Origin of the sequence: Tsukamurella paurometabola (assembly GCF_900631615.1) — a bacterium.
Lineage (GTDB): Bacteria > Actinomycetota > Actinomycetes > Mycobacteriales > Mycobacteriaceae > Tsukamurella > Tsukamurella paurometabola_A.
This window is the reverse complement of record NZ_LR131273.1, coordinates 1586801-1610961: the sequence shown is the minus strand read 5'-3', so window position 1 is coordinate 1610961 and position 24161 is coordinate 1586801. Positions and strand designations below refer to the sequence as shown.

The 24161-nt window shown below is 71.0% G+C and carries 24 protein-coding genes; 15 read left to right on the top strand and 9 right to left on the bottom strand.

All coding sequences use genetic code 11. The features are described from left to right. The first annotated feature begins 1 nt into the window (after position 1). From ELY19_RS07945 to ELY19_RS07905, 9 genes are read left to right on the top strand one after another with little or no spacing between them, the layout of a single operon-like run. Entirely contained in the window at positions 2 to 1021 is a 1020-nt protein-coding gene (locus ELY19_RS07945) for an MlaD family protein (RefSeq protein WP_126195746.1), read from the top strand. Continuing rightward, positions 1009 to 2073 carry an MlaD family protein gene (locus ELY19_RS07940; RefSeq protein ID WP_126195745.1) on the top strand — a complete coding sequence of 355 codons (1065 nt, stop codon included), beginning with the start codon at positions 1009 to 1011 and terminating at the stop codon, positions 2071 to 2073. Before ELY19_RS07945 ends, ELY19_RS07940 begins: the two co-directional genes overlap by 13 nt. Then, positions 2073 to 3182 carry an MlaD family protein gene (locus ELY19_RS07935; protein ID WP_126195744.1) on the top strand — a complete coding sequence of 370 codons (1110 nt, stop codon included), beginning with the start codon at positions 2073 to 2075 and terminating at the stop codon, positions 3180 to 3182. Before ELY19_RS07940 ends, ELY19_RS07935 begins: the two co-directional genes overlap by 1 nt. Then, positions 3179 to 4222 (top strand): MlaD family protein, encoded by a 1044-nt coding sequence (locus ELY19_RS07930; protein WP_126195743.1) that lies wholly within the window; start codon positions 3179 to 3181, stop codon positions 4220 to 4222. The genes ELY19_RS07935 and ELY19_RS07930 overlap by 4 nt, the downstream gene beginning before the upstream one ends. Next, on the top strand, positions 4219 to 5178 hold the full coding sequence (locus ELY19_RS07925) for an MlaD family protein (protein WP_126195742.1): 960 nt from the start codon (positions 4219 to 4221) through the stop codon (positions 5176 to 5178). The genes ELY19_RS07930 and ELY19_RS07925 overlap by 4 nt, the downstream gene beginning before the upstream one ends. Positions 5179 to 5197: 19 nt before the next feature. Then, entirely contained in the window at positions 5198 to 6049 is an 852-nt protein-coding gene (locus ELY19_RS07920; RefSeq protein WP_126195741.1) for a hypothetical protein, read from the top strand. A 21-nt stretch (positions 6050 to 6070) separates the two neighbouring features. Continuing rightward, positions 6071 to 6286, top strand: coding sequence for a hypothetical protein (locus ELY19_RS07915; RefSeq protein ID WP_126195740.1), 216 nt, complete (start codon positions 6071 to 6073; stop codon positions 6284 to 6286). Continuing rightward, entirely contained in the window at positions 6286 to 6480 is a 195-nt protein-coding gene (locus ELY19_RS07910; protein WP_227966662.1) for a hypothetical protein, read from the top strand. Before ELY19_RS07915 ends, ELY19_RS07910 begins: the two co-directional genes overlap by 1 nt. Before the next feature lie 10 nt (positions 6481 to 6490). Beyond that, positions 6491 to 7405, top strand: a complete 915-nt coding sequence (locus tag ELY19_RS07905) for an oxygenase MpaB family protein (RefSeq protein ID WP_126195738.1) — start codon at positions 6491 to 6493, stop codon at positions 7403 to 7405. A 55-nt stretch (positions 7406 to 7460) separates the two neighbouring features. Here ELY19_RS07905 and ELY19_RS07900 read toward each other — a convergent pair whose 3' ends face one another. Continuing rightward, positions 7461 to 8645 carry a TetR/AcrR family transcriptional regulator gene (locus ELY19_RS07900; RefSeq protein WP_126195737.1) on the bottom strand — a complete coding sequence of 395 codons (1185 nt, stop codon included), beginning with the start codon at positions 8643 to 8645 and terminating at the stop codon, positions 7461 to 7463. 128 nt (positions 8646 to 8773) lie between these two features. Between ELY19_RS07900 and ELY19_RS07895 the strand changes: the two genes are divergently transcribed. Next, positions 8774 to 9718, top strand: a complete 945-nt coding sequence (locus ELY19_RS07895; protein WP_126195736.1) for an oxygenase MpaB family protein — start codon at positions 8774 to 8776, stop codon at positions 9716 to 9718. 38 nt (positions 9719 to 9756) lie between these two features. Here the strand turns inward: ELY19_RS07895 and ELY19_RS07890 are convergent, their stop codons facing one another. After that, positions 9757 to 10326 (bottom strand): SMI1/KNR4 family protein, encoded by a 570-nt coding sequence (locus ELY19_RS07890; protein WP_126195735.1) that lies wholly within the window; start codon positions 10324 to 10326, stop codon positions 9757 to 9759. A gap of 55 nt (positions 10327 to 10381) precedes the next feature. Next, entirely contained in the window at positions 10382 to 11965 is a 1584-nt protein-coding gene (locus ELY19_RS07885; RefSeq protein ID WP_126195734.1) for a long-chain-fatty-acid--CoA ligase, read from the bottom strand. Positions 11966 to 12075: 110 nt separating this feature from the next. Here ELY19_RS07885 and ELY19_RS07880 point away from each other — a divergent pair, with 110 nt between their 5' ends. Both ELY19_RS07880 and ELY19_RS07875 read left to right on the top strand, forming a co-directional pair. Further along, complete coding sequence (locus tag ELY19_RS07880) at positions 12076 to 13287, top strand: acetyl-CoA C-acetyltransferase (protein ID WP_126195733.1); 1212 nt, start codon at positions 12076 to 12078, stop codon at positions 13285 to 13287. Positions 13288 to 13320: 33 nt separating this feature from the next. Next, positions 13321 to 15492 carry a 3-hydroxyacyl-CoA dehydrogenase NAD-binding domain-containing protein gene (locus ELY19_RS07875; RefSeq protein ID WP_126195732.1) on the top strand — a complete coding sequence of 724 codons (2172 nt, stop codon included), beginning with the start codon at positions 13321 to 13323 and terminating at the stop codon, positions 15490 to 15492. 109 nt (positions 15493 to 15601) lie between these two features. Here the strand turns inward: ELY19_RS07875 and ELY19_RS07870 are convergent, their stop codons facing one another. The 3 genes from ELY19_RS07870 to ELY19_RS07860 all read right to left on the bottom strand — a co-directional run bounded on the left by ELY19_RS07870 (position 15602) and on the right by ELY19_RS07860 (position 18246). Beyond that, positions 15602 to 16066, bottom strand: coding sequence for a DUF805 domain-containing protein (locus tag ELY19_RS07870; protein WP_126195731.1), 465 nt, complete (start codon positions 16064 to 16066; stop codon positions 15602 to 15604). A 108-nt stretch (positions 16067 to 16174) separates the two neighbouring features. Next, a complete protein-coding gene (locus ELY19_RS07865; RefSeq protein ID WP_126195730.1) occupies positions 16175 to 16621 on the bottom strand; it encodes a hypothetical protein in 447 nt (148 codons plus the stop codon). Positions 16622 to 16662: 41 nt separating this feature from the next. Beyond that, positions 16663 to 18246: an AF_0692 family protein gene (locus ELY19_RS07860; protein WP_126195729.1), complete on the bottom strand. Its 1584-nt coding sequence runs from the start codon at positions 18244 to 18246 to the stop codon at positions 16663 to 16665. A 198-nt stretch (positions 18247 to 18444) separates the two neighbouring features. On the opposite strand from ELY19_RS07860, the gene ELY19_RS07855 reads away from it, so the two are divergent. Next, positions 18445 to 19533 (top strand): sensor histidine kinase, encoded by a 1089-nt coding sequence (locus tag ELY19_RS07855; RefSeq protein ID WP_164711551.1) that lies wholly within the window; start codon positions 18445 to 18447, stop codon positions 19531 to 19533. Beyond that, positions 19530 to 20198: a response regulator gene (locus ELY19_RS07850; protein ID WP_126195727.1), complete on the top strand. Its 669-nt coding sequence runs from the start codon at positions 19530 to 19532 to the stop codon at positions 20196 to 20198. The genes ELY19_RS07855 and ELY19_RS07850 overlap by 4 nt, the downstream gene beginning before the upstream one ends. Here the strand turns inward: ELY19_RS07850 and ELY19_RS07845 are convergent. The 3 genes from ELY19_RS07845 to ELY19_RS07835 all read right to left on the bottom strand — a co-directional run bounded on the left by ELY19_RS07845 (position 20162) and on the right by ELY19_RS07835 (position 22557). Continuing rightward, entirely contained in the window at positions 20162 to 20656 is a 495-nt protein-coding gene (locus ELY19_RS07845) for a DUF3995 domain-containing protein (protein WP_126195726.1), read from the bottom strand. The two genes, ELY19_RS07850 and ELY19_RS07845, sit on opposite strands and share 37 nt — an antisense overlap. A gap of 153 nt (positions 20657 to 20809) precedes the next feature. Then, entirely contained in the window at positions 20810 to 21571 is a 762-nt protein-coding gene (locus tag ELY19_RS07840) for an enoyl-CoA hydratase-related protein (protein ID WP_126195725.1), read from the bottom strand. Further along, on the bottom strand, positions 21568 to 22557 hold the full coding sequence (locus ELY19_RS07835; RefSeq protein ID WP_126195724.1) for an NAD(P)H-dependent flavin oxidoreductase: 990 nt from the start codon (positions 22555 to 22557) through the stop codon (positions 21568 to 21570). The genes ELY19_RS07840 and ELY19_RS07835 overlap by 4 nt, the downstream gene beginning before the upstream one ends. Positions 22558 to 22634: 77 nt before the next feature. On the opposite strand from ELY19_RS07835, the gene ELY19_RS07830 reads away from it, so the two are divergent. Continuing rightward, positions 22635 to 24125 (top strand): aldehyde dehydrogenase family protein, encoded by a 1491-nt coding sequence (locus ELY19_RS07830; RefSeq protein ID WP_126195723.1) that lies wholly within the window; start codon positions 22635 to 22637, stop codon positions 24123 to 24125. Positions 24126 to 24161: the final 36 nt, after the last annotated feature.

The following is a 24161-nucleotide window of genomic DNA, read 5'->3' as shown; positions in this document are numbered from 1 at the left end:
CGTGCGCACCGCCCGCAATCCCGGAACGCTGCTGTTGATCTTCGTCGTCCTCATCGCGGTCGGCGCCGCCTTCACCGTGCGCGCGCTGACCCGGCCGGCGCAGGAGGCGCAGTCCGCGTACGCCGCCGTCTTCACCAACGCCTCCGGGCTCCGCCCGGGCGACGACGTGCGACTGCTGGGCGTGCAGATCGGCAAGGTCCGCGACGTCACCCTCGACCAGGACGACACCAGCCGCGGCTCGCGCGCCCGGGTCGCGTTCACCGTCAACCGCGACCAGCGGCTCACCACCGCGACCACCCTGTCCATCCGGTTCCAGAACCTCACGGGCCTGCGCTACCTCGACCTCGCGCCGGGCGACGCCGACGGCGAGCCGATCGCGCCGGAATCGACGATCGGAACGGACCGGACAGTGCCGTCGTTCGACGTCACCACCATCTTCAACGGATTGCAGCCCGTCCTGGCGGCGATGCAGCCGGACCAGATCAACCACCTCGCGCAGTCGATCGCCGCCGTGGTCGAGGGCGACGGTTCGGGGCTCGGGCCCCTGCTCGACGCCCTGCAGACCCTGAGCCGATTCACCAACGACCGCTCCGCGCTGCTGCAGACCCTGGTGCGCAACCTGAACACGATCAACGAGAGCCTCGGCGGTCGGTCCGGCTCGCTCCCGACCGTGATCGGCTACCTGCAGCGCATCGGCGAGGTGATGCGGAACGCAGCGCCGTCCACGAAGATCCTGTCCGACCAGGGCGCCGAGCTCATGACCGCCGCGGACGCCCTGCTGCGCGGCGCCGGCCTGCAACCGGCGGGCACCTCGCTCCTCGAGCTGGCCCGGCCGGAACTGCCCCGCCTGCAGAGCCTCGTCGACCTCGCCGCCCTCATGCCGGGCCTGTTCGCGAACCTGACCCAGCAGCAGGTCCCCTCCGCCGGGGGCGATACCGGTTGCAGCCGCGGCGAGGCGCAGCTCCCCGCCGGCGTGCTCGTGTTCCTCCGCGGGACGAAGGTGACGCTGTGCAAGCGCTGAGCCTCCCCGCCACCCTGATCCGCGACGGCCACCGGCTCGCACTGACCTTCGCGTCGGGCATCGAAGACGCCTGGTCGCAGCCGAGTTCGCGCAACCGCCAGCTCCTGTTCGGCGTCCTCGGCGTGACGCTCGGCATCGTGGTCATGATCGCGAGTTCCGTGCTCGCCGTCCGCCCCCTCGGCACCACCACCTACACCGCGAACTTCCCCGAGGCCGGCATGGTCCGGGTGGGCGACGACGTGCGCGTCGCCGGCGTCTCCGTCGGCTCCGTCGCGCGGGTGGCACTGGAGGGCGGCCACGTGAACGTCGGGCTGCGGGTCAAGAAGAAGGTGCACATCGGCGATCAGTCGCGGGTCGCCGTCAAGATGCTGACGGGCGTCGGCGGCTACTTCGTCGACATCGACTCCATCGGCACGCGCTCGCTCGGGACGACCGCGATTCCCCCTGCCCGAGTACGGATCCCGTACAGCCTGGTCCAGACCTTCCAGCAGGCCGACCCCAAGATCCGCGCGATCGACCCGACACCGCTGCGGGAATCGCTCGCCCAGATCCAGCGCGCGACGAGCGGCAGGCCCGGGCAGATGAAGGAGCTGGTGTCCACCCTCGACGGTGTGGTGCAGAGCATTTCGACGCAGAAGGACGAGATCGGCGGCTTCGTGCAGACGCTGGCGGACTACTCCGCCGCCCTCGACCGCAACGGCGACGTCCTCACCCAGGTGATGCGCGACATGAACATCTACTTCTCCACGGCGCGGCTCAACGTCGCCGGCTACAAGCGGTTCATGAGTGCCCTCGACTCCGTCCTCCAGCGGATCATCCCGGTGGCGGACTTCTACCAGGACAACCTCGCCTCGATGGAGGCGCAGATCAACCTCATGTCCGGCCAGATCAGCGGGCTCCTGACCAAGTACCAGAAGATGATCGACGACGCGATGGCCCTGCTCCGCCGGATCCAGTCCTCCGTGCGGCCGGACGGCACCATCGTTCTCGACGGGTCCGTCCCGACCATCTCCTCCCAGTACTGCATCCCGCTGGAAGGAGCACCCTGCTGATGCTCACCAAGATCCTGGGCTCGAAGTGGCTGGTCACCGCCATCGCGATCGGTGTGGTCGGCGCGATCATCGCGACCGCGCTGTACGTCGCCCGCACACCGGGCAAGCCCCAGGCCCGGTACTGCGCGCTCATGCCCGATGCGATCGGCCTGTACGTCGGCAACCCCGTGACCCGGCTCGGGGTGCCGATCGGCCGGGTGACCGCCGTCCGCCCCGAGAACGCGGCGGCGCGCGTGGAGTTCGACGTCGACGCGGACCAGGCGGTGAGCGCGGGCACCGGCGCCGTCACCGTCGCGGCGTCGCTGATCGCGTCGCGCCAGCTCGCGCTCATCGACGACCCCGCCAAGGGCCCCGCACTCCGCGCCGGCACGTGCCTCACGAGCACCAAGACACCGCAATCACTCAGCCGCAGCCTCAGCTCCATCGGCGACGCGGCCGCCAAGCTCACCACCGAGGGCGGCCCCGAGCAGGCCGCGCAGGTGCAGGACTCACTCACCTCCCTCGCCGCCGCCGTCGACGGCACCGGCCCGGACGTCAGCGGTGTCATCGGCAGCCTCGCCGCGCTCCTCGACGATCCCGGCCCCGGCATCGGCGACGTGGGCCGCAGCCTCGACTCGCTCTCCTCCCTGACGGGCGGGATGACCGCGAACTGGAACCCCCTCAAGCAATTGCTGCTGACGACGCCGAGCGGTCTCGCGGACATCATCGTCCCGACCGCGCGCACCACCGAGACGCTCGCCGAAGCGCTGATCCCCCTCGGAAAGATGCTGCGCGACCTGATCTCCCACTACGGTCACAACCTCTGGCCGATCCTCGACACCGTCATCCCCGCGTCGCGCCTGATCAGCGCGGGCATCAGGAACTGGGGCGACCTCCTCGGCTTCCTCCCGCCGCTGATCGACGCCTTCACCGTCTCCTTCGATCAGCGCACGCTGGGCCTGAAGATCGCCTTCACCCCGCCGTCGACCAAGATGGTGGCCCGCAATCCCGAACTGACCTGCGCGAACGTCAACCGCATCGCCCCCGGCCAGTGCCGGGTCGTCGATCCCGGGCACATCGACGTCGACCTGATCTCGGCCATCCTCCGCGGGACGGGAGCCGCCCGATGAACCGTCCCACCCTCCGCAGCCGGCTCACCCGCGGCGCACTCCTGCTCGTGGTCCTCGCCCTGGGTATCGTCGGCGTGCTCCGCGCGAGCCCGTCGACGCTGCCCGACCCGACGCGCTGGTCCTCGTCGGGATGGCCTCTGCGCGTGGAGTTCTCGAACGCCCTGAATCTGCCGGACCGGGCCCAGGTCCGGTTCAACGGCCGGTCCGTGGGCACGATGGACTCCGTCCGCCTCAACGGTGATCGTGCGGTCGCGACCCTCACCATCAGCGAGCCCGCCAGCATCCCCGCCGACACCACGGCGGAGCTGCGCCAGGACACCCTCCTCGGCGACGTGTACATCGCGCTGGTCTCGTCTCCCACCTCGGCCGCGCAGCCGATCCGCGCCGGGGGCCTGATCCCGCTCGCGCAGAGCCGTCCGCCGGACCACATCGAGGACCTCATGACCAGCATGTCCGGCTTCCTCGGCAGCGGCGGCGTCGCCCAGCTCGGCAACACCGTCCAGCGGATCGACGGCGCCTTCCCCGACGATCCCGCGCGCACTCGGAAGATCACCGAGAACCTGGCCACCACCGTGCGGGCGTGGGCCGCCGACACCGCGTCGCTCGACGAGGCGTTGCGCTCCGTCGTCGGAGTCACCGGGACCGTCGCGGCCGAGCACGGGATGCTGAGCCAGTACCTCACGCCCGAGGGGCTCCGGCGATGGGGCGTCATCTCGGAGACCGCGCGGGTCACCGAGGTCTACGCCTCCCTCGCGCCGCTGCTGCGGAACGCCGCGCCGCTGACGCCGGGCGTCCGGGACCTCGCGGCCCTGTTCACCCAGGTCGTCTCGCCGCTGCTACTGCTCGACCGTCCCGTCGGCGGTAATCGGCCGGACAACCTGATCAACCTGCGGAACCTGATCCGGGACACGATCATCCCGTGGGTCGAGCACGGCCCGAAGGTGAACGTGGTCAAGGTCGCCGACGGCCCGGCGGTACCCACCGAGGAGAAGGCGGAGCAGACGCTCCGCGCGATGCGCATGATCGGAGCGGTGCGATGAGGAAGGAGCTGGTGGCCAACGCCGTCACGTTCACGGTGGTGCTCGCTGTCGGGCTGTCCATCCTGCTGTTCGGCTACATGGGGCTGCGCCCGGGCGTGACCTACACGACGCTCTCCGTCAAGCTCGCGCACACCGGCCAACTGAGTGCGGGCTCCCCGATCCTCCTGCGCGGCGTGCGGATCGGCGACGTCACCGCCGTCGAGCCCTCCACCTCCGGGGTTCGGATCAGCCTCCGGTACCCGTCCGAGTACCGCATCCCCGTGGACTCCGCGCTCTCGATCGAGCAACTCAGTGCCCTCAGCGAGCCCTACGTGGAGTTCGCGCCGCGCTCCTCGGGCGGCCCCGTCTTCGCCACCGGCGCCGAGATCCCCACCACCGCGGTGACGCAGTCCCGCTCCGTCAGCGACGTCTTCGAGGCCCTCGCGGCCCTGAACCGCACCGCGGACACCGGTGCGCTCGGCCGCATCGTGAAGACGGCGTGGCAGGCCACTTCCGGGCGCGACGACGATCTCACCACGCTCAGCCGGGCCGGACAGTTGCTCAGCGCGACGGTGCTCAGCCGGATGCCCGCGATCCGCAGCATGTTCGCCGACACCCAGGTGTACTCCGCGGACCTCGACTGGACCGCCGGGGCCGTGCGCCGCCTGGGCGCCGAGTTCGAGAACACCGCGGCAGTGGTGCTCAGCGCCGTGCAGGAGGTGCAGCGGATGGTGATGACGCTCGATGCGCCGGAGCCGTTCGTGACCACCATCAACCCCTTCCTCCAACGACTGCGGCCGTACCTGGACGAGCTCCTGCCCGCACTCGCGACCACCGGCGGCCCGTTCATCTCGATCTTCTCCGCGCTCAATCGCACGGTGCCGCAGATCGACATGAGCGCACTGCTGTCGAACGCCCTGCAGATCGCGGGCACCGACGGTGCCGCCCGCGTCACCCTGACCCTTCCCCGCCCCTGACCCGCCCCGAGAGGAACACATGCCGCAGGACCACACCGGCGACGAGGCCGACGCACCCGAGGCCGCGAGCACCGCCGCACAGGCCGACGGGGACGCCGACGCCGACAGCTCGCCGGCGCCCACCGTCGAAGCCGCGGCGACGAAGGCCCGCAGGGACTCCGCGGAGGCCCCGCGCCGCACCGCGCGTGCGCGGACGGCGGACCGTGCACGGACGGCGGACGACGAACCCGCGCGGCGCGCACCGGCGAGCACGGTGCGCACGATCCTCGCCACGATCGTCGTCCTCGCGCTCGTCGCGGTGTCGGTCCTGCTGTACCTGCAGACCCGCACGCTGGCCGACGAGCGGCAGCAGCAGGCCGACCGGGCGCGGGCCGAGCAGATCGCCTCGGACTACGCCGTGCGGGCAGCGACGTTCGACTACCGGGACCTGACGCCGTGGGCCAACGGCATCAAGGAGGGCACGACCCCGGAGCTGGCGAAGAAGTACGACTCGATCATCGAGGTCGTGCGGGAGGTGGTCACTCCACTGCGGTTCACCGCCACGGGCCGGGCCGCCCTGGCCAAGACCACGTCCGAGGTGAACGGCATCTACCAGGTGCGGGTCGCCGTCAACGTCTCCACCACCAACATCCAGGATCCCGCGGGATCCACCGTCACCAACGTCTACTCGGTGGGCCTCGACCGCAACCGCGACTGGGTCATCACCGAGGCCGGCGATCCGGCGAACCCCGAATCCGTGCTCCGCAGCATCGGCGGCATCCCCTCGACCGCACCGTCGGCGAGCCCCTCGGCGAACCCACCGGCGGACCCCTCGGCCCCCGCCACCCCGACCATGCCCGAGCTGCCCGCACCGTCGGGCACCCCCAACTGACGCCCACGGAAGGGACGAACGATGGTGCAGCGCTTCCTCGACTACGAGATGCGGGTCTCGGAGTTCCTCGGCCTCCTGATCCTGATCGCCATCCCGTACGGGATCGTCGGGCTGATCTGGTCGCTGACCCACATGGACCACCTCGGCGATCTCAGCGGGATCGACCGGATCGTCTCCTTCCTCGGGGCCGTCGTCTGTTGGCCGGTGCTCCTCTTCGCGAACGTGACGATGCAGTGATGGCACTGGTGCGGATTATCGATGTCCTGGTCCAGTACGTGAAGATCCTCGGCGGCCGGCAGCAGGTGCCCGTGATCGTCCGGATCGCCGCCTGGCTGGGAGCGATCGTCCTCGCCGTCGCGGGCATCGGCGCCGCGGTGACCGGACTGGTCCTGCTGTACCAGTACCTCGAGACCCTTCCCCCGACGCAGTAAGGACAGCGCAGTGGCACGACCGACTCCCACCGAACCGGCACCGGGACAGGGTGATCCGGACCTGACACTCGACCGGGTGCGCATCCCGATCCCCGGCGTGCACCGCCGGTACACGACGCGCGACCTCGCGGTCACGGACGCGCTCGACTTCTGGGGCTTCGCCGGCGCGGCCGCGAACGTCGCCATGCAGATGATGCGCCCGGGCGTCGGGCACGGCGTCGTGGAGTCCACGGTGGAGAGCGGTGCGCTGATGAAACGCCCGTGGAAGCGGGCACGCACCACCACCCAGTACCTCGCGGTCGCGATCCTCGGCACCGACGGCGAGAAGGAGGCCTACCGGGAGGCGGTCAACGCCGCGCACCGACAGGTGAAGTCACAGCCGGGAGCGGCGGTGAAGTACAACGCCTTCGACCGCGACCTCCAGCTCTGGGTCGCGGCGTGCCTCTTCGTCGGATTCGAGGACACGTACCAGATGCTCAACGGCCGCCTCCCCGCGAATCACGCCGAGAGCTTCTACCAGTCGTGCGCAACGCTCGGCACCACGCTCCAGGTGCCGCGCGACATGTGGCCCGCCACGCGCGCCGACTTCGACGAGTACTGGGTGCGCGCGTGCGCCGAGACCCGCCTCGACGAGCCGGTCGCGGCGTACCTCGACGACCTGCTGCACCTGCGGATGATCAACCGGCCGATGCGTCTCGTCTTCGGCGGGCTGCTGAAGTTCCTCACCGCCGGGTTCCTCGCACCGTACTTCCGGGAGCAGATGCACGTGGCCTGGACGGCCGCCGACCAGCGCCGGTTCGACAACCTCTTCGCGTTCGTGGCGTTCGTCAACCGCTTCATCCCGCGGTTCCTCCGGTTCGGGCCGACCCGGTCGCTGATGGTGGACCTGCGGCTGCGGAGGCGTGCGGGCAAACCCCTCGTCTGATCCGGTTCGCCGCGGCCGGCGCACCGTCGGGCGATCGCCGCGCGAGGGCCGCGGATCAGGCCCCGAAGAGCACCGCGCAGACCAGCGCGTAGACCTCCGCCTGGAAGGCCGGGTCCGGGTCGAAGCGGCGGGTGCGGCCCACGTCGAAGACCACGGCGAAGGCGGCGTGCACGAGGAACGTGGCCTCCGCGGCGCTGAGCTCCGGGCGCACGGCGACGACCGCATCCGCGAAGGCGGCGATGTTGGTGCGTTGGACGCCGGCGAGGCGGCTGCGATCCGCATCGGGGACGTTGCCGATCTCTCGGAAGTAGACGGTCATCAGCTTCGACCGCAGGAAGGAGAGCTGGACGTAGGCCTGCGCGAGCGCCGCGAGGCGCGCGACGGGGTCCGGCACCGTCGTGGACACCTCGGCGATCGCCTCGGCCACGGCCTGCGCGGCCTGGTCGAGGGCGCTCACGAGGATGCCCGCCTTGCTCGGGAAGTAGCGGTACATGCCCGACGGCACGATCCCCGCCGCCCGCCCGATCTGCCCCATGCTCACGTTGTGGAAGCCGTGCTGGAAGATCTGCTCGATCGCCTCGACCAGCACCTGTTCCTGGCGGCCCGCGTCGGGGGTGGGTTCGGCCGGGGGTGCGACGGCGTACGGCACCGGCGGTGCGGGCAGCGCCAGTTCCCGTCGCGCCGCTGCCCCGAGCACGGCCTCGGCGCGCTTCTGCGCGAGGACGGTGCGGTGCGCGGTGACGCTGCCGGTCACGCTGATCAGGGCCACGCTGCGCAACTCGATCTCGGCCCGCGCCACGCCGGGGAGCGCGGGCTCGGCGGCATCGGCGACGGTGCCGATCATCTCCGTGAGCTGCCGGCGGATCCGCGCCCGATCCTCGCCCTCGAGAAGCCGCTGCTCCCAGCGGAACAGGCCGCCGGTGTTGCGGCGCTCGAACGAGACCCGCAGCGCGGCGTCGATGATCGCGTCCACCCGGGCCGCCGGCTCCTGCCCCGCCGTGGCCGCGGCCGCCTCGTCGACGGCGTTGCACAGCGCGTCGGAGGCCGACGTGATGGCGTGCTCGAGCAGCGCGTACTTGTTGGGGAAGTGCCGATAGACGGCCGGGCCGCTGATGTCGAGCGACGCGGCGATCTCCTCGATCCCCACCCCGTGGTAGCCGCGCCGGGAGAAATCCTCAGCGGCGACCCGCGCGATCTGCTCGCGCCGGTCCTTGGGCCGCTTCCGCCGCGCCTGGGTCACGTCTACTCCTCTTCCACCGTCCGCATCGAGAGTACTGCCTGACCGCAGCCCGTCCGCGGTGTACCGTCAACAGTATAAGTAAGTGAACATTCACACACCGATTCGGTGGAACAACTGGGAGGACGCGCATGACCACGAGCGCCGAGCCGAACGTCACGACCGCGGCCGCCGCGGCCGCGGCACCGTCGTCGCCCCCGGCCCGCACCGTCGACCCGGTCGCGGAGGGATACCGGATCACGGTCTCCACGCCCGCGCGGCCCGCGCACGTCCTCACCACCCTCGCCGACGCGATGGACATCGCCTCCCTCGCCGCGGGCGCCGCGAACGTCATCATGCAGCTGGTCAACAGGCCCGTCGCCTACGGGGTGATGGAGTCTCCCGTCGACTCCGGCTCGCTCTACAAGCACCCCGTCAAGCGCACCCGCACCACCATCAGCTACCTCGCGGTGGCCGTGCTCGGCACGCCGGAGGACAAGGCCCGCTACCGCGCGGCCGTCAACACCGCACACCGGCAGGTCCGCAGCACCGCGTCCAGCCCGGTGAAGTACAACGCCATGGACCGCGGCCTGCAGCTGTGGGTCGCGATGTGCCTGTACATCGGCTACGAGGACACGCACCAACTACTTCGCGGCCGCATGAATCGCGAACAGCGCGCGCTGTTCTACCGCGACGCCGCGCCGCTCGGCACCACACTGCAGGTGCCGGCCGAACTCTGGCCCGCGACACCGGAGGAGTTCGATGCCACATGGGTCGAGCTGTGCGCCAAGCGGATCGATCCCGACGATGAGTCCCGCAGCTACCTGCGGCAGCTGGTGGACCTCACGTTCGTCGGCCCCCTGCCGGGCCCGGTGAAGGCCGCCAACCGATTCCTCACGGCGGGCTTCCTCGCGCCGCGGTTCCGGGAGGCCATGGAGATCGAGTGGACCGCACGCGATCAACGCCGCTTCGACGCGTTCTGGCGGCTGATCGCGTTCGGCAACCGGTTCATCCCGCTCGCCCTGCGGCGCCTGCCGTTCCAGCTGCTCCTCGCCGACCTCCGCCTGCGCGCCCGGTTCGGCCGCCGGCTGGTCTGAGTCGCCGGCTCGTCCGAGTCGCCGGACAGCGCGCGGAGCTACCGCTCCACCCGCACGTAGGGCTCGTCCGGATGCAGCTCCATGACGTCGTGGAGCCAGTCCTCGTCGAACGCGGCGCTCGGGACCGTCCCGCCCAGCAGGCCGACGAGATAACTGATCATGCCGTCACCGTCGACGTCGATCCCTGCACCGTTCGTGGCGACGACCGGCCAACGGTCGGGATCGGCGGAGTTCGTGCGCCACAGCAGGCTCTGGCCGCAGCCGGAGACGCCGAAGACGAGATAGTCGTCGCACGCACGCCCGTAGATCTCGTCGGCCGAGCCGCGACCGGCCACGGCGACGTGGTCCGACCGCGCGTCCGCCTCGCCCCGCAGGAAGCCGATGGTTCCCTGCGCCGGCCGATCCCTGGCGGCGGCGATCCACTCCGGCGGCGCGATGCCGAGCTCGCCGCCCCAGAAGCGGCCCGCGCCGTAGACGTCGATGAACAGCTTGTAGTCGGCCGGCAGCGGGCCGAGCCGTCGTTCGATCGCCGGCCAGTCGCGATCCACCGCGGGTGACCCCGCGGGTGGCGGCACTATCCGGGCGAGATCCGTGAGCTGCGCCTTCACGGGCTCGAGGATAGGCGCGGGGGCCGCAGCGGCGCTGCGCACCGGGCGGCGACCGTCAGCCGAACTGCCGGCGCAGGACCGGCTTGGTGACCTTGCCCGTGGGATTGCGCGGCAGCGCATCGATGACGACGACGTGACGCGGATGCTTGTAGCGGGCGATGTGGTCGTTGAGGAACTCCGACAGCGACTCGACGGTGAGCTCGGCACCGTCGCGCAGCTGCACGACCGCGACGACGGCCTCGCCGAACCGCTCGTCCGGCCTGCCGATCACGGCGACCTCGGTGACGTCCGGATGCGCCGCGACGGCGTTCTCCACCTCGACCGAGTAGATGTTCTCGCCACCCGAGATGATCATGTCCTTGGCGCGGTCGATGACGTAGACGAAGCCCTCCTCGTCCATGCGCACCAGGTCGCCCGAGTGGAACCAGCCGCCGTGGAAGGCCTCCCTCGTCGCCTCGAGGTTGTTCCAGTAGCCCGACATCATGTTGGGCCCGCGGTAGACGATCTCGCCCACCTCGCCGCGCGGCACGTCGTTGCCCTCGGAGTCGATCACCCGGGCAGCGACGGTGCGCACCACCTTGCCGACGGAGCCGACCTTGCGCAGCGTGTCGGCACCGGAGAGCGCGCAGGTGACCGGCGACATCTCGGTCTGGCCGAAGACGGCGCAGATCTCGGCGTCGGGGAAGGTGTCCATGAGATCCCGGAGCAGGGTCTCGCTGGCCGGCGCGGCGCCCCACCACACGAACTTGAGCTTGAGGTTCCGCGGCCTGGCCTTCTGCTCGGCCACGGCCAGCTGCCACTGCATCGGCACCATGAACATGCTGGTGATGCCCTCGCGCTCCAGGGAGTCCAGCGTCTGCCCCGGGTCGAAGGCGCCGAGCGGGAAGATCACCGAGGTCAGGCCCTGCAGGAAGGCGGTGGCGAGCACGCCGAAGCCGGCGATGTGGAACAGGGGCACGGCGACCGCACCCACCGCGTCGGGGTCGACGACGCCCGGCGCGACCAGGTTGTTCCAGCCCTGCGCGGCCATATTCACGTGCGTGAGCACTGCGCCCTTCGGGCGGCCCGTCGTGCCCGAGGTGTACATGATGAGGGCCGGGGAATCCTCCGGGACGTCGACATGCGGATCGGGGTGGCCCTCCGCCACCAGGTCCTCGTACCCCAGTGCGCCGGCGGCCTCGTCGGCCCCGTCGAACCGGATGCGGAGCCCGAAGTCGGCCCCCGCGGCCGCGACGCCCGCGACCAGCGGGTCGAACGGCGCCTCGTAGATCACGGCGCTGCACATCGTGTCCTGCACCAGGTAGGCCACCTCGGGCGGCGCCATGCGGAAGTTCACGGGGACGGCGATGGCGCCGAGGGCCGTGACGCCCAGCGCGGCCTCGACGTACTCGATGCGGTTCAGTCCCAGGATCAGCACCCGGTCGCCGGCGGAGATGCCGCGCTCGCGCAGCGCGCCCGCGAACGCCCCGATCCGCTCGGCGAGCCCCGCCCACGTGACCTGCCGGTCCAGGTACCGCAGTGCCACCTTGTCGCCGCGCATCACCGCGTGGTTGCGCACGCTGTTGTTCCAGGTGTTGCGCTGGGAGCTGCGGGGTTCCTCGGTCCGCGGGAACCAGGCGATGTTCTCAAGAGACGTCATGTATGGGATTGTGTTCTAGAACATGTTCGACGGGAGCCGAATCGCGCAAAGTTAAAGAATAGTGATTCACTTGTGACATTCCCCGAGACAGCACACATGGAAGGAACACCGTGCCCGAAGCATTCATCTACGAGGCGATCCGCACGCCGCGCGGCAAGCAGCGCGGCGGCGCCCTGCACGCCACCAAGCCGCTGGACCTGGTGGTCGGCCTGATCGACGAGCTCAAGCACCGCTACCCCACGATGGATCCGGCCGCGATCGACGACATCGTGCTCGGTGTCGTCTCGCCCGTCGGCGAGCAGGGCGGCGACATCGCCCGCACCGCCGCGACCGTCGCGGGCCTGCCCGAGACCGTCGCCGGGGTGCAGATCAACCGGTTCTGCGCCTCGGGCCTCGAGGCCACCAACATGGCGGCGCAGAAGGTCGCCGCGGGCCTGGGCGACGACCTGGTGCTCGCCGGCGGCGTGGAGTCGATGTCGCGCGTGCCGCTCGGCTCCGACGGCGGCGCCATGCACCAGGACGTCACCACGAACTACGACACCTACTTCGTGCCGCAGGGCATCGGCGCCGACCTCATCGCGTCGATCGACGGCTACACCCGCGAGGACGTCGACCAGTACGCCGTGCAGTCGCAGGCCAACGCCGCGGCCGCGTGGGACAACGGCTGGTTCGCCAAGTCCGTCGTGCCGGTCAAGGACATCAACGGCCTGACCGTGCTCGACAACGACGAGCACCGCCGCCCCGGCACCACCCTCGAGGGCCTCGGCAAGCTCCGCCCCGCCTTCGACGGCATCGGCGAGATGGGCGGCTTCGACGCCGTCGCGCTGCAGAAGTACTACACCGTGCCGAAGATCAACCACGTCCACACGGGCGGCAACAGCTCGGGCATCGTCGACGGTGCCGCCCTGCTGCTGATCGGCAACGAGGCGGGCGGCGCGAAGGCGGGCCTGACCCCGCGCGGCCGCATCGTCGCCACCGCCGTCACCGGCTCGGAGCCCACCATCATGCTCACCGGCCCGACGCCGGCCACCGAGAAGGTGCTGGCCAAGGCCGGCCTGACCAAGGAGCAGATCGATCACTGGGAGCTCAACGAGGCGTTCGCGTCCGTCGTGCTGCGGTGGATGAAGGACATGAAGCTCGAGCGCGAGCAGGTCAACCCCCTCGGCGGTGCCATCGCGCTGGGCCACCCCCTGGGCGCGACCGGCGCGATGCTGGTCTCGACGGTGCTCGACAACCTCGAGCGCACCGGCGGCCGCTACGGCCTGATGACCCTGTGCGTCGGCGGCGGCATGGGTATCGCCACCATCATCGAGCGCCTCTGACCGGCCGGAAAGACTACGGAGACAACAACTGACATGGCTGAGAACATGATCCGCTGGGAGCAGGACGCCGACGGCATCGTCACCCTGACGATGGACGACCCGACCAGCTCCGCGAACACCATGAACGACCTGTACCGCGCGTCGATGGGGGCCACCATCGACCGCCTCGAGGCCGAGAAGGACTCGATCACGGGTGTCGTGCTGACCTCGGCGAAGAAGACCTTCTTCGCCGGCGGCAACCTGACCCTGATCCGCCAGGCCACCAAGGCCGACGCGCAGCAGGTCTTCGACAACGTCGAGTCGATGAAGGCGCAGCTGCGCCGCCTCGAGACCCTCGGCAAGCCGGTCGTCGCGGCGATCAACGGCGCCGCCCTGGGCGGCGGCCTCGAGATCGCCCTGGCCACCCACCATCGCATCGCCGCCGACGCGCGCGGCTCGCAGATCGGCCTCCCCGAGGTCACCCTCGGCCTGCTCCCCGGCGGCGGCGGCGTGACCCGCACCGTGCGGCTGCTCGGCCTGCAGGGCGCGCTCATGGGCGTGCTGCTCCAGGGCCCGCGGATGAAGCCCGCCAAGGCCAAGGAGGTGGGCCTGATCCACGAGGTCGTCGGCACCGTGGAGGAGCTGATCCCGGCCGCGAAGGCGTGGATCAAGGCCAATCCGGAGGGCGGCGTGCAGCCGTGGGACGTCAAGGGCTACAAGATCCCCGGTGGCTCCCCGAGCTCGCCGGCGATCGCCGCGAACCTGCCCGCGTTCCCCGCGAACCTCCGCAAGCAGCTCAAGGGCGCTCCCATGCCCGCGCCCCGCGCCATCATGGCCGCCGCGGTCGAGGGTGCGATGGTGGACTTCGACACCGCCAGCGTGATCGAGGGACGCTACTTCGTCTCGCTCGCCACCGGCCAGGTGTCGAAGAACATGATCAAGGCGTTCTTCTTCGACCTGCAGCACATCAACGGCGGCGGCTCGCGGCCCGAGGGCTACGAGAAGTACACCGCCAAGAAGGTCGGCGTCATCGGCGCCGGCATGATGGGCGCGGCCATCGCCTACGTCTCCGCCAAGGCCGGCATCGAGGTCGTGCTCAAGGACGTCTCGCTCGAGGCGGCACAGAAGGGCAAGGCGTACTCGGAGAAGCTCGAGGAGAAGGCTCTGGCCAAGGGCCGCACCACCGCTGAGAAGTCGGCGGAGCTGCTCGCCCGCATCACGCCCACGGTCGACGCCGCCGACTTCAAGGGTGTGGACCTCGTCATCGAGGCCGCGTTCGAGTCGGTCGAGGTCAAGCACAAGGTCTTCCAGGAGATCGAGGACATCGTCGAACCCGACGCCATCCTCGGCTCCAACACCTCCACCCTGCCGATCACCATCCTCGCGGAGGGCGTGAAGCGCTCCGAGGACTTCATCGGCATCCACTTCTTCTCGCCCGTCGACAAGATGCCGCTGGTGGAGATCATCCGCGGCGCCAAGACCTCGGATGCGGTGCTGGCCAAGGTCATCGACTACACGCTGCAGATCAAGAAGACCCCGATCGTGGTCAACGACTCGCGCGGCTTCTTCACCTCCCGCGTGATCGGCACCTTCGTCAACGAGGCCATCGCGGCCGTGGGCGAGGGCGTGAACCCCGTCCTGATCGAGCAGGCAGGCCAGCAGGCCGGTTACCCCGCCGCCCCGCTGCAGCTCATGGACGAGCTGACCCTGACCCTGCCGCAGAAGATCCGCAAGGAGACCCGCGCCGCCGCCGAGGCCGCCGGCAACCCGCTGCCCGCACACGGCAGCGACGCCGTGGTCGACGCGATGGTCGACGCGGGCCGCACCGGCCGCAAGGACGGCGCCGGCTTCTACGACTACGTCGACGGCAAGCGCACCGGCCTGTGGCCCGGCCTGAAGGATCTGTTCCCCAGCGGCAACGACATCCCGCTGCAGGACATGATCGACCGGATGCTGTTCGCCGAGTCGCTGGAGACCATCCGCTGCTTCGACGAGGGCGTCATGGACTCCGTCGCCGACGCCAACATCGGCTCGATCTTCGGCATCGGCTTCCCCGCGTGGACCGGCGGCGTGCTGCAGTTCATCAACGGCTACACCGCGCCGGACGGCACCGTCGGCCCCAAGGCCTTCGTCGCCCGCGCGCAGGAGCTGACCAAGTACGGCGAGCAGTTCACCCCGCCCGCCTCCCTGGTCGCCAAGGCCGAGGCCGGCGAGACCTACGAGTAGGAATCACTGAACCGCGGCACGACTGAGAGGTCCGGCACCACCCGAGGGCGGTGCCGGACCTCTCACTTCTCCGGTGCGTCGGGGCAGCCGGTCCGTCGGTCGACCGGGATCACGGCTGCACGTCGAAGCGGGCGCCGGCGGGGTCGCTCTTCAGCAGGCCGATCACGACCGCGCCCACGACGCTGACGATCCCGATCACCGGAATCAGATTCACGATAAACAGTGGCAGGTACCACCACCCCGACTGATTCGCGTCGTGCAGGCGCCGGATGGTCAGGGCGATCGTGCCGAAGCAGACGACGAGCAGGCCGAGCCCGAGAATGACCGCCAGCACGAGGATCACCACCGCACCAGCGCCGTCACCGACGGCCGACCCGGCCCCCGCCGTCGCCCCGACGACGAGCGCTACCAGCGCCACGAGGAGCACCGCCCACCAGTACTCACTCCTCGACGCGCGCCCGTCGGCGACGAAGTACAGGCGGAAGAAGCGCTGCACCGCCTCGCCGAAGGTCGCGCCGCGCAGCGGGACCGTCAGGTCCTCCGGATTCCGGTCCACCGCGAACTGCTCAGTCATCCCTACACCCCATTCGACATCATGAATTAATGATGGTGAATCTAGAGTGTTCCCTCTCCGGCCGGCAACTCCTCCGGCGCCGGCGAGCCGTAGATCACACCACGCTCATCAGGCCACCGTGAACCGCCCGTCGCACCGGCCGTTCGGCGTGATCGGAATCCCGATGGGGCCGGGCGTCTTCGTCCTGGACTCGGCGCGGCCGGTGATCCGCACCGGCCCGGATCCGGTGCGCGCGGTGAGCTCGACGACGTTGTTGGCGGAGCCGTCGAGGTGACCGTGGGCACCGGTACGGAGGTTCTCCCAGTCGACGGACACCGTCGTCGGCATCACGACCCCGACGTACAGGGGGCCGAGGTCCTGCCAGACCTTGATCGCGACGGTTCCCGCGGGCACGGTCCGGTTCCCCGCTGAGACCTCGATGTTCGGCGCCCTGCAGACGACCACGTCGTGGGAGTCGCCCGGGGTCGGCGGCGTCGCCGACGCCGGCGCGCCGACCGCCATGAGGGCCGCCGCGCCGCAGAGGATGCCGGTGATTCGGAGGGAGGTGGTATGCACTGTCGTCCTTTCTGTCGTGGTCGGGTCGGAACATTCGTGGGTCAGGTGTCCTCGGCTCGGGTCGCCGGGCGCTTCGATGTCGCGTACCAGGCGCGCATCGCGGGATGCATGGCGGCGGCGAAGATCCCGACCTCGCACACCGCCAGCACGACGTGCGCGAGTCGAAGCCACGAGGGACCCGCCGCGAGGGCCGCCGCCGCGAGCAGGACGATCGCGGCGGCCACGGCGACCCGCCGGCAGCGCCGGTAGACCGCGGTGCTTCCCCGCGCGAGACGCTGGAGGCAGAGCGGCCAGCTCACCGCGAGCAGGATCCCGAAGAGCAGTCGACTCCACAGCTGCGCCACCAGCGCGGCGTGCGGGGCCGCGGGGTCCTCGGCCCGCGCCTGCGCCAGGAGGTCGTCGTGCTGCAGCACGGACGCCGCGAAGACCACGACCACGACGGTCACGGTGGCGACGACCGGCGGGATCATCCAGCGCCACGCGCGCGGCGGCGGGGACGCGGCGGACCGTCGACCGCGCCCGCGGGCCTCCGCACCGCGGGGACCGGGCGGAGGCTCGGCCCGAGCGATCCGGCGGGCACCGCCGACGACGAGCGCCGCGGCCGCCAGTGCGCACACGGCGTTGCCGGCGAGGTCGACGACGGGGCCGCCACCGCCGACGGGCCGGTGCGGGAAGGCGATCCAGGTGTACGTGGCCAACGCGCCCGCGGCGGCGGCGAGGCGGTGGGAGTCACCCCACCCGCGACAACGCGACCAGTACCGGAGCCCGGTCGCCAGCGCCCCCGCGGCGAGGACCCAGGCCGCCACGCTGATCCACTGGGACCACCGCGTCGGCCAGAACATCACGAGCGTCAGCATCGCGCTGGTCAGCAGAAGCGTCGTGACTCCGACGAGCCAGGGCCGCGGCGCCCGCCGATCCACCGCCCGCAGCCCCGTCGGGACGACGAACGCGAGCACGATGAGACCGACGATGACCACGATCGACAGCGCGTGTTGCAGCGGCGTAGCGCGGAACGGGTCTTCGGCACGGGTACCGACGAAACCGATCGCGACGCCGGCACCGAAGAGCAGCGCGGCGCCGGACCACCCCGCGCGCGAGAGCCAGGGGACCGTCCGGCGATCCGGGAAGAACGACTCGACCAGCGCGATCGGGACGCAGATGCTCCAGATGACGTGGAGCGAGAGCACCGCCTGCACGATGGACACGTTCGTGCCCGGCACCGGGAGGTACGCGTCCCCCGCGAGTGCGTCATGACCTCCGCTGTATCCGGGGTTCCACAGGAGCTGGTCGACGGGCCCCTCCTCGATCAGCGCGTACGCCGCGGCCAGGAGGATCATGGACGGCCACCCGCGGTGGGTGCGGCGCACGGTCTCACGGATGAGCAGCGCCCCGCCGCCGTACAGCGGGGTGAACAGCAGGAGGATCAGGGCCTTGTCGACGGTGAGGTTGCCGAGGAAGAACTCCCCGACGATCGGGGCCAGGACGACGAGCACCATCGCGGGCGCCGCCGTGTGCAGACGCCGCCTCCGCGCGCCGGTCACCGGGACGGACGCGCTGTCGGGCCCCGCGCACGTCACCGCGCCCTCCCCGCGATCGCCGCGATGGTCCACGGGGACCGTCGGCATTGCTCCAGCATGCCCCCAGGATTCAACGTCGGCGTCACGGGCGCATCCTCCCGCGGGCCCGAGTCACCGTCGTCCGGAGCGGAATGTGCGACAGTCGGGTAGTCCGGAAGGAGGACCCGCGGATCGTTCGCAGGTCGGGTTCTCCGATCGCGACCCGGTTCTATGGTGGTTGAAGTGGGTACTCGTCGAGCATGGCTGGTGGACAGCACGGTGGCGGTGATCTGTTTCGCCTGGTGCACCGGCCCGGAGATCGCGCGTTCGCCCACGGAGTCCTCGGCCTGGGCGGCGGGCCTCGTCGGCGCCGCCGCGATCGCGCCCACTGTCTTGTGCAGGCGATTCCCCGTCCTCGCGCTCGGCTGCGTCTCGGCCGTCCTCATCCTCGCCGAGCTCGCGGACCTCCGGTTCACCTGGCTGGTGAGCAACGCGGGCCCGGCCTTCGGCATCGCCGTGGGGTGGGCCGCCTACCGGCTGCCCTGGCGTGCATCGCTCATCGTGTGCGCGGTGGCGGCGATCGGCGTCTCCGCGGTCGGGTTCGCGGTGTGGACCACCTACAGCGAGCACGACCAGGACGCCGTCCAGCTGATCATCGCGATCCCCGCGTGGCTCCTCGGCACGCTGCTCGGCCGGGAGGGCAGTCATCGCAGCCGTCACCTCGCCGAACAGCTCGAGATCGAGGCGCAGAAGGAGGCACGCATCCGGGCGGAGGAACGGCTCCGGGTGTCGCGGGAGATCCACGACGTCGTCTCCCACAGCCTCAGCATGATCGCCCTCCGCAGCGGCGTCGCGCGGATGGTGATCGACCACGATCCGGACGAGGCGCGCACGGCGCTCAGCACCATCGAGGAGTCGAGCCGCCGGTCGCTCGATGACGTGCGGCGCGTGCTCGGCACGATCCGCGACGCCTCTCCCCCGCTCTGCCCGCGGTTATCGGATCTGGAACCGCTGGTCGCCACGCACTGGCCCGGCGCTCTGCGGGTCTCCCTGGACGACCGTACCGATCACACGGAGGTCGATCCGCAGGTGCAGACGACCGTCTACCGGATCGTCCAGGAAGCGCTGACCAACGCGGTACGGCACTCCCGGGCCGCCAACGTGAACGTCGAGATCGCCGTGGTGCGTGGAGAACTCACCGTCCGGATCACCGACGACGGCGCCGGGACCGGGGACGGGACCGCGCCGGGGCTGGGGCTGACCGGCATGCGGGAGCGGGTCGCGACGCACGGCGGCGCCCTGACGGCGGGGAACATCGACGGCGGATACCGGATCGAGGCGGTGATCCCGTCGTGAGCGAGCCGATTCGCGTCCTGATCGCCGACGACGAGGCCCTCGTCCGGGCCGGTCTCCGCGCACTCATCCAGGCGTCGCCCGGCGTGGAGACGGTCGGCGAAGCGGCCACGGGAGACGAAGCCCTGCGCGTCGCCCAGCAGGCGGATCCGGACGTGGTGCTCATGGACGTGCAGATGCCGGTGATGAACGGGACGGAGGCCACCGCGCATCTCGTGGCGCGGGGGCTCCGGGCCAAGGTCCTGATCGTGACCACGTTCGACGACGACGAGGTCGTGTTCGCTGCGCTGCGCTCCGGCGCAGCCGGTTTCGTACTCAAGGACACCGCCCCCGAGCGCCTGATCGAGGCGATCCGGACCGTCGCCGCGGGCGACGCACTCCTGAGCCCGTCCGTGACCCGCCGGCTCATCGGCGAATTCGTCGCCCGCAGCCCCGAGGTGCGCGTGCCGCACGACCGCCTGGACGGCCTGACCCGGCGCGAGTGCGACGTGCTCCGCGCGATCGCCGCGGGTCAGAATAACGACGAGATAGGCGCCGCCCTGTTCATCAGTGTCACGACGGTGAAGACCCACATCTCACGACTTCTGGCCAAACTCGGCGTGCGCAGTCGCACGCAGCTGGCGATCGCCGCCTACGAGACCGGTCTGGTCGTACCCGGCTCTCGGTGACCGCCGCCGCGGGAGGCGCGCAGCCCGGCGCCGAGCGCCAGACCCCACGCCAGGAACAGCGGATCCCACACGAGCGCGTGACCGAGGGTCGCCGTGCGGTCGTACGTCTCCGGCGTGGGCAGGACTCCGACGGCGAGCAGCGCGGACGTCGCCGTGTTGACGCCGCCCCAGAGGACGAGAACCGCTGCGCCCGCCCACATCGCACCCCGCAGCGCCCCGGGAATCGGGCGGTACCACAGGAAGAGGACGAGGGGGACGAGGGCGGCGGCGCCCTTGGCGAACCCGATGAGCACGAGCAGCCAGCCGCGCCCCTCGAATCCGTCGGCGATGTCGCCGACGGTGGCGAGCAGCACCTCGCCGCCCAGCCCCCAGTACACGCTGAACAGGGCGTGGATCGCGCCCGCCACAGCTGCCACGATGAAGCCCGCGCGGGCGGTGTTCGGCCTCGACCCGCTCATCGGTTCCGCGATTCCCTCCGTCGACACCGGGTGACTGCTCTCGCACGCTCCGGAGACGACGGCTCGGAACCCGCGGATCCGGACGACGTGCCGATCCCCATGGTGCCGCACGCCGCGACCACGGCGCCGCAGCCCGCGGCGGGCGGTCCGGCCTCAGTCCGTGAAACGCGGGGGTCGCTTGTTCAGCATCGCATCGACGCCCTCGCGGTGGTCGTCGGTCTTGAGCAGGATGACCTGCGACTCGGTCTCCCGGCGCAGGGCGTCGTCGAGGCCGGCGAGGGTGGAGGCGTTCAGGGCGCGCTTGGTGGCGGCGATCGCCTCCCGCGGACCGGACGCCAGCTTCGCGGCCGCCGCGGCGACGGCCCCGTCGAGCTCGTCGACCGGGTGGACCGCGGTGACCATCCCCGCGCGCAGCGCCTCCGGGCCGTACAGGCGTTCGCCGAGGAGCGCCATGCCCATCGCGCGGGTCCGGCCGATGGCGGCGGGCACGAGCGCGGTGGTGCCCGCGTCGGGCACCAGGCCGATGCCGACGAAGGGCAGCAGGAAGTACGCGGTGTCTGCGACGAAGGTCAGGTCCGCGGCGAGCGCAAGGCCCACGGCCATCCCCGCGCACGGCCCGTTCACCCTGGCGATCACCGGAATCGACGCCCCCACGATGGCGCGGATGTAGGCGTTGACGGCCTCGAGCGCCTCCTGCGGCTCCGCGGCCTCGCCGGCCAGGTCGGCGCCCGTGGAGAAGGCGCGCCCCTCGCCGGTGACGACCACGACGCGGACGGCGGGATCGGCGTCGGCCTCCTCGATGATGCGCGCGAGCTCCCGGGCGGCGCGGATCCCGAAGGCGTTCATGCGCTGCGGGCGGTCGATGGTCACCGTCAGGACCCCACCCCCGACGGCGCGCCGGAAGTCCTCGCTCATGCCACGCCCTCCGCGACCCGCGCCAGCGGCGCGAGGCGGCGCTCGATGATCGACGCACCGTCGGCCACCATCCGCTCGATGAGCTGCGCGACGGTCGGCACGTCCCGAATGAGCCCCTGGCACAGGCCCACGCTCCAGATGCCGGCCTCGACGTCGCCGTCCTCGAAGACCCTGCGGCCCCGGGCTCCCGCGACGAGGTGCCGGATGTCCTCGAACTCGCAGCCCTGCGCCTCGGTCTCGACCACCTCGACGGAGACCGCGTTCTTCGCGACGCGCGCCGTGTTGCCGAGCGTGCGGAAGATGAGCGTCGTGTCCAGCTCGGAGTTGGCGACGATCTGCGCCTTCACCTCGGGCGCGATCGGCGACTCGACGGTGCACAGGAAGCGGCTGCCCATGTTGATGCCGTCGGCGCCGAGCGCGATCGCGGCGACCAGGCCGCGGGCGTCGGCGATGCCGCCGGAGGCCAGGATCGGGATCTCCAGCGCGTCGGCGGCGGCGGGGATCAGGACCAGGCCCGGGATGTCGTCCTCGCCGGGGTGGCCCGCGCACTCGAAGCCGTCGATGGAGACCGCATCGACACCGATGGCCTGCGCCTTGAGCGCGTGCCGGACGCTGGTGCACTTGTGGATCACCTTGACGCCGTTGTCCTTGAGGTACGGCAGGAACTTCGCCGGGTTCGAGCCGGCCGTCTCGATGATCTTCACCCCCGACTCGACCGCGGCGCGCAGGTACTCGTCGTAGGGCGGCGGGTCGATCGTCGGGAGCACGGTGAGGTTGACGCCGAACGGGCTCGCCGTGAGCTCGCGCGTGCGCGCGATCTCCTCGCGCAGGTCCTGCGGCGACGGCTGGGTCAACGCCGTGAGGATGCCGAGGCCGCCGGCCTCGGAGACCGCGGCGGCGAGGCGGGACCGGCCGACCCACATCATGCCGCCCTGGACGATCGGGTACCGGACACCGAACTGCTCGGTGAAGCGCGTGGAGAACATGCAGCGAAAGCTAGCACAGATGAGAGAACAGTCTCTAACATATCGGCCAGAAACCTGTTCCGATCCTGGAGGACGCAATGACCGCACCGTCGAAGCCCGCGACCGGTGACCTGATCTCGACCGACCCGCGCACCGGCGCGGAGGTCGCCCGCTTCCCCGTCGCGGATACGGCGGCCGTCATCGAGACCGTCGACCGGGCGCGCGAGGCCGCGCACTGGTGGGGCGACCTCGAGCCCAAGGCGCGCCGGAGCTGGCTGCTGCGCTTCCGCGCCGAGCTGTCGCGCCGGTCCGAGGACCTGGCCGGCGTGGTCGCCGCCGAGACCGGGAAGCCGCACGACGACGCGCTGCTCGAGGTCATGCTCGCGGTCGTCCACCTGGACTGGGCCGCGAAGAACGCGGAGAAGGTACTCGGGCGCCGCAAGGTCGGCACCGGGATGATGGGCGCCAATCTGACCGCCACCGTCGAGCACCGGCCGTTCGGCGTGATCGGCGTGATCGGGCCGTGGAACTACCCCGTCTACACACCGATGGGCTCGATCTCGTACGCCCTCGCCGCGGGCAACGCGATCGTCTTCAAGCCCAGCGAGCTGACGCCCGCCGTCGGCCAGTTCCTCGCCGACACCTGGGCCGCCGCATGCCCCGCGCAGCCCGTGCTCCAGGTGGTGCACGGCCGGGGCGACACCGGCGCCGCGCTGTGCCGGTCGGGCGTCGACAAACTGGCGTTCACCGGCTCGGCCCGCACCGCGCGCACCGTCATGGCCGCGTGCGCCGAGACGCTCACGCCCGTCACGATCGAGGGCGGCGGCAAGGACGCGATGATCGTGGACGCCGACGCGGACGTCGACGCCGCCGTGAAGGCCGCGGCGTTCGGCGCCTACGGCAATGGAGGGCAGACCTGCGCGGGGGTCGAGCGGGTGTACGTCGTCGCGGACCGGTACGACGAGTTCGTCGACAAGCTGGCCGCCGCATCCCGGGAGATCCACGGCGGCGAGACCGACGGCGCCGACTACGGCCCCGCGACCATGCCCGCGCAGCTGCAGATCATCGCCTCGCACATCGACGACGCGCTGAGCCGGGGCGGTCGCGCCCTCGTCGGCGGCCGGGAGTCGGTCGGCGAGCGCACCGTCCAGCCCGTGCTCCTCGTGGACGTGCCCGACGATTCGACCGCGCTCACCGAGGAGACCTTCGGCCCGACGGTCGTGGTCACCCGCGTCAAGGACGTCGACGAGGCGATCGACAAGGCCAACGACAGCACCTACGGTCTCTCCGCCGCGATCATGACGAAGAACATCGACCGCGGCCGGGAGCTGGCCCGCCGGCTGCGCACGGGCGCCGTGGCCGTGAACTCGTTCCTGTCGTTCGCCTCGGTGCCCGCACTCCCGTTCGGCGGCCTCGGAGATTCCGGCTTCGGCCGGATTCACGGCGCCGACGGGCTCCGCGAGTTCAGCCGCCCCCAGTCCGTGGCCGCGCAGAAGTTCGCGCTGCCGATGGACCTGCTCTCGTTCACGCGCAAGGAGCGCGACATGAAGTCCGTCCGGATGATGCTCAAGCACCTCTACGGCCGCTGATCCCGTTCCGGAACCGGGCTCCGGCGAGGCCACGGC

What these genes read in the sequence shown, in the direction of transcription:
- ELY19_RS07845 (WP_126195726.1), bottom strand. Translation starts at nt 20,656, where the DNA reads ATGAGCGGGTCGAGGCCGAACACCGCCCGCGCGGGCTTCATCGTGGCA.
- ELY19_RS07840 (WP_126195725.1), bottom strand. Translation starts at nt 21,571, where the DNA reads ATGAGCGAGGACTTCCGGCGCGCCGTCGGGGGTGGGGTCCTGACGGTG.
- ELY19_RS07875 (WP_126195732.1), top strand. Translation starts at nt 13,321, where the DNA reads ATGGCTGAGAACATGATCCGCTGGGAGCAGGACGCCGACGGCATCGTC.
- ELY19_RS07930 (WP_126195743.1), top strand. Translation starts at nt 3,179, where the DNA reads ATGAACCGTCCCACCCTCCGCAGCCGGCTCACCCGCGGCGCACTCCTG.
- ELY19_RS07925 (WP_126195742.1), top strand. Translation starts at nt 4,219, where the DNA reads ATGAGGAAGGAGCTGGTGGCCAACGCCGTCACGTTCACGGTGGTGCTC.
- ELY19_RS07870 (WP_126195731.1), bottom strand. Translation starts at nt 16,066, where the DNA reads ATGACTGAGCAGTTCGCGGTGGACCGGAATCCGGAGGACCTGACGGTC.
- ELY19_RS07915 (WP_126195740.1), top strand. Translation starts at nt 6,071, where the DNA reads ATGGTGCAGCGCTTCCTCGACTACGAGATGCGGGTCTCGGAGTTCCTC.
- ELY19_RS07895 (WP_126195736.1), top strand. Translation starts at nt 8,774, where the DNA reads ATGACCACGAGCGCCGAGCCGAACGTCACGACCGCGGCCGCCGCGGCC.
- ELY19_RS07910 (WP_227966662.1), top strand. Translation starts at nt 6,286, where the DNA reads ATGGCACTGGTGCGGATTATCGATGTCCTGGTCCAGTACGTGAAGATC.
- ELY19_RS07860 (WP_126195729.1), bottom strand. Translation starts at nt 18,246, where the DNA reads ATGCCGACGGTCCCCGTGGACCATCGCGGCGATCGCGGGGAGGGCGCG.
- ELY19_RS07830 (WP_126195723.1), top strand. Translation starts at nt 22,635, where the DNA reads ATGACCGCACCGTCGAAGCCCGCGACCGGTGACCTGATCTCGACCGAC.
- ELY19_RS07920 (WP_126195741.1), top strand. Translation starts at nt 5,198, where the DNA reads ATGCCGCAGGACCACACCGGCGACGAGGCCGACGCACCCGAGGCCGCG.
- ELY19_RS07885 (WP_126195734.1), bottom strand. Translation starts at nt 11,965, where the DNA reads ATGACGTCTCTTGAGAACATCGCCTGGTTCCCGCGGACCGAGGAACCC.
- ELY19_RS07935 (WP_126195744.1), top strand. Translation starts at nt 2,073, where the DNA reads ATGCTCACCAAGATCCTGGGCTCGAAGTGGCTGGTCACCGCCATCGCG.
- ELY19_RS07835 (WP_126195724.1), bottom strand. Translation starts at nt 22,557, where the DNA reads ATGTTCTCCACGCGCTTCACCGAGCAGTTCGGTGTCCGGTACCCGATC.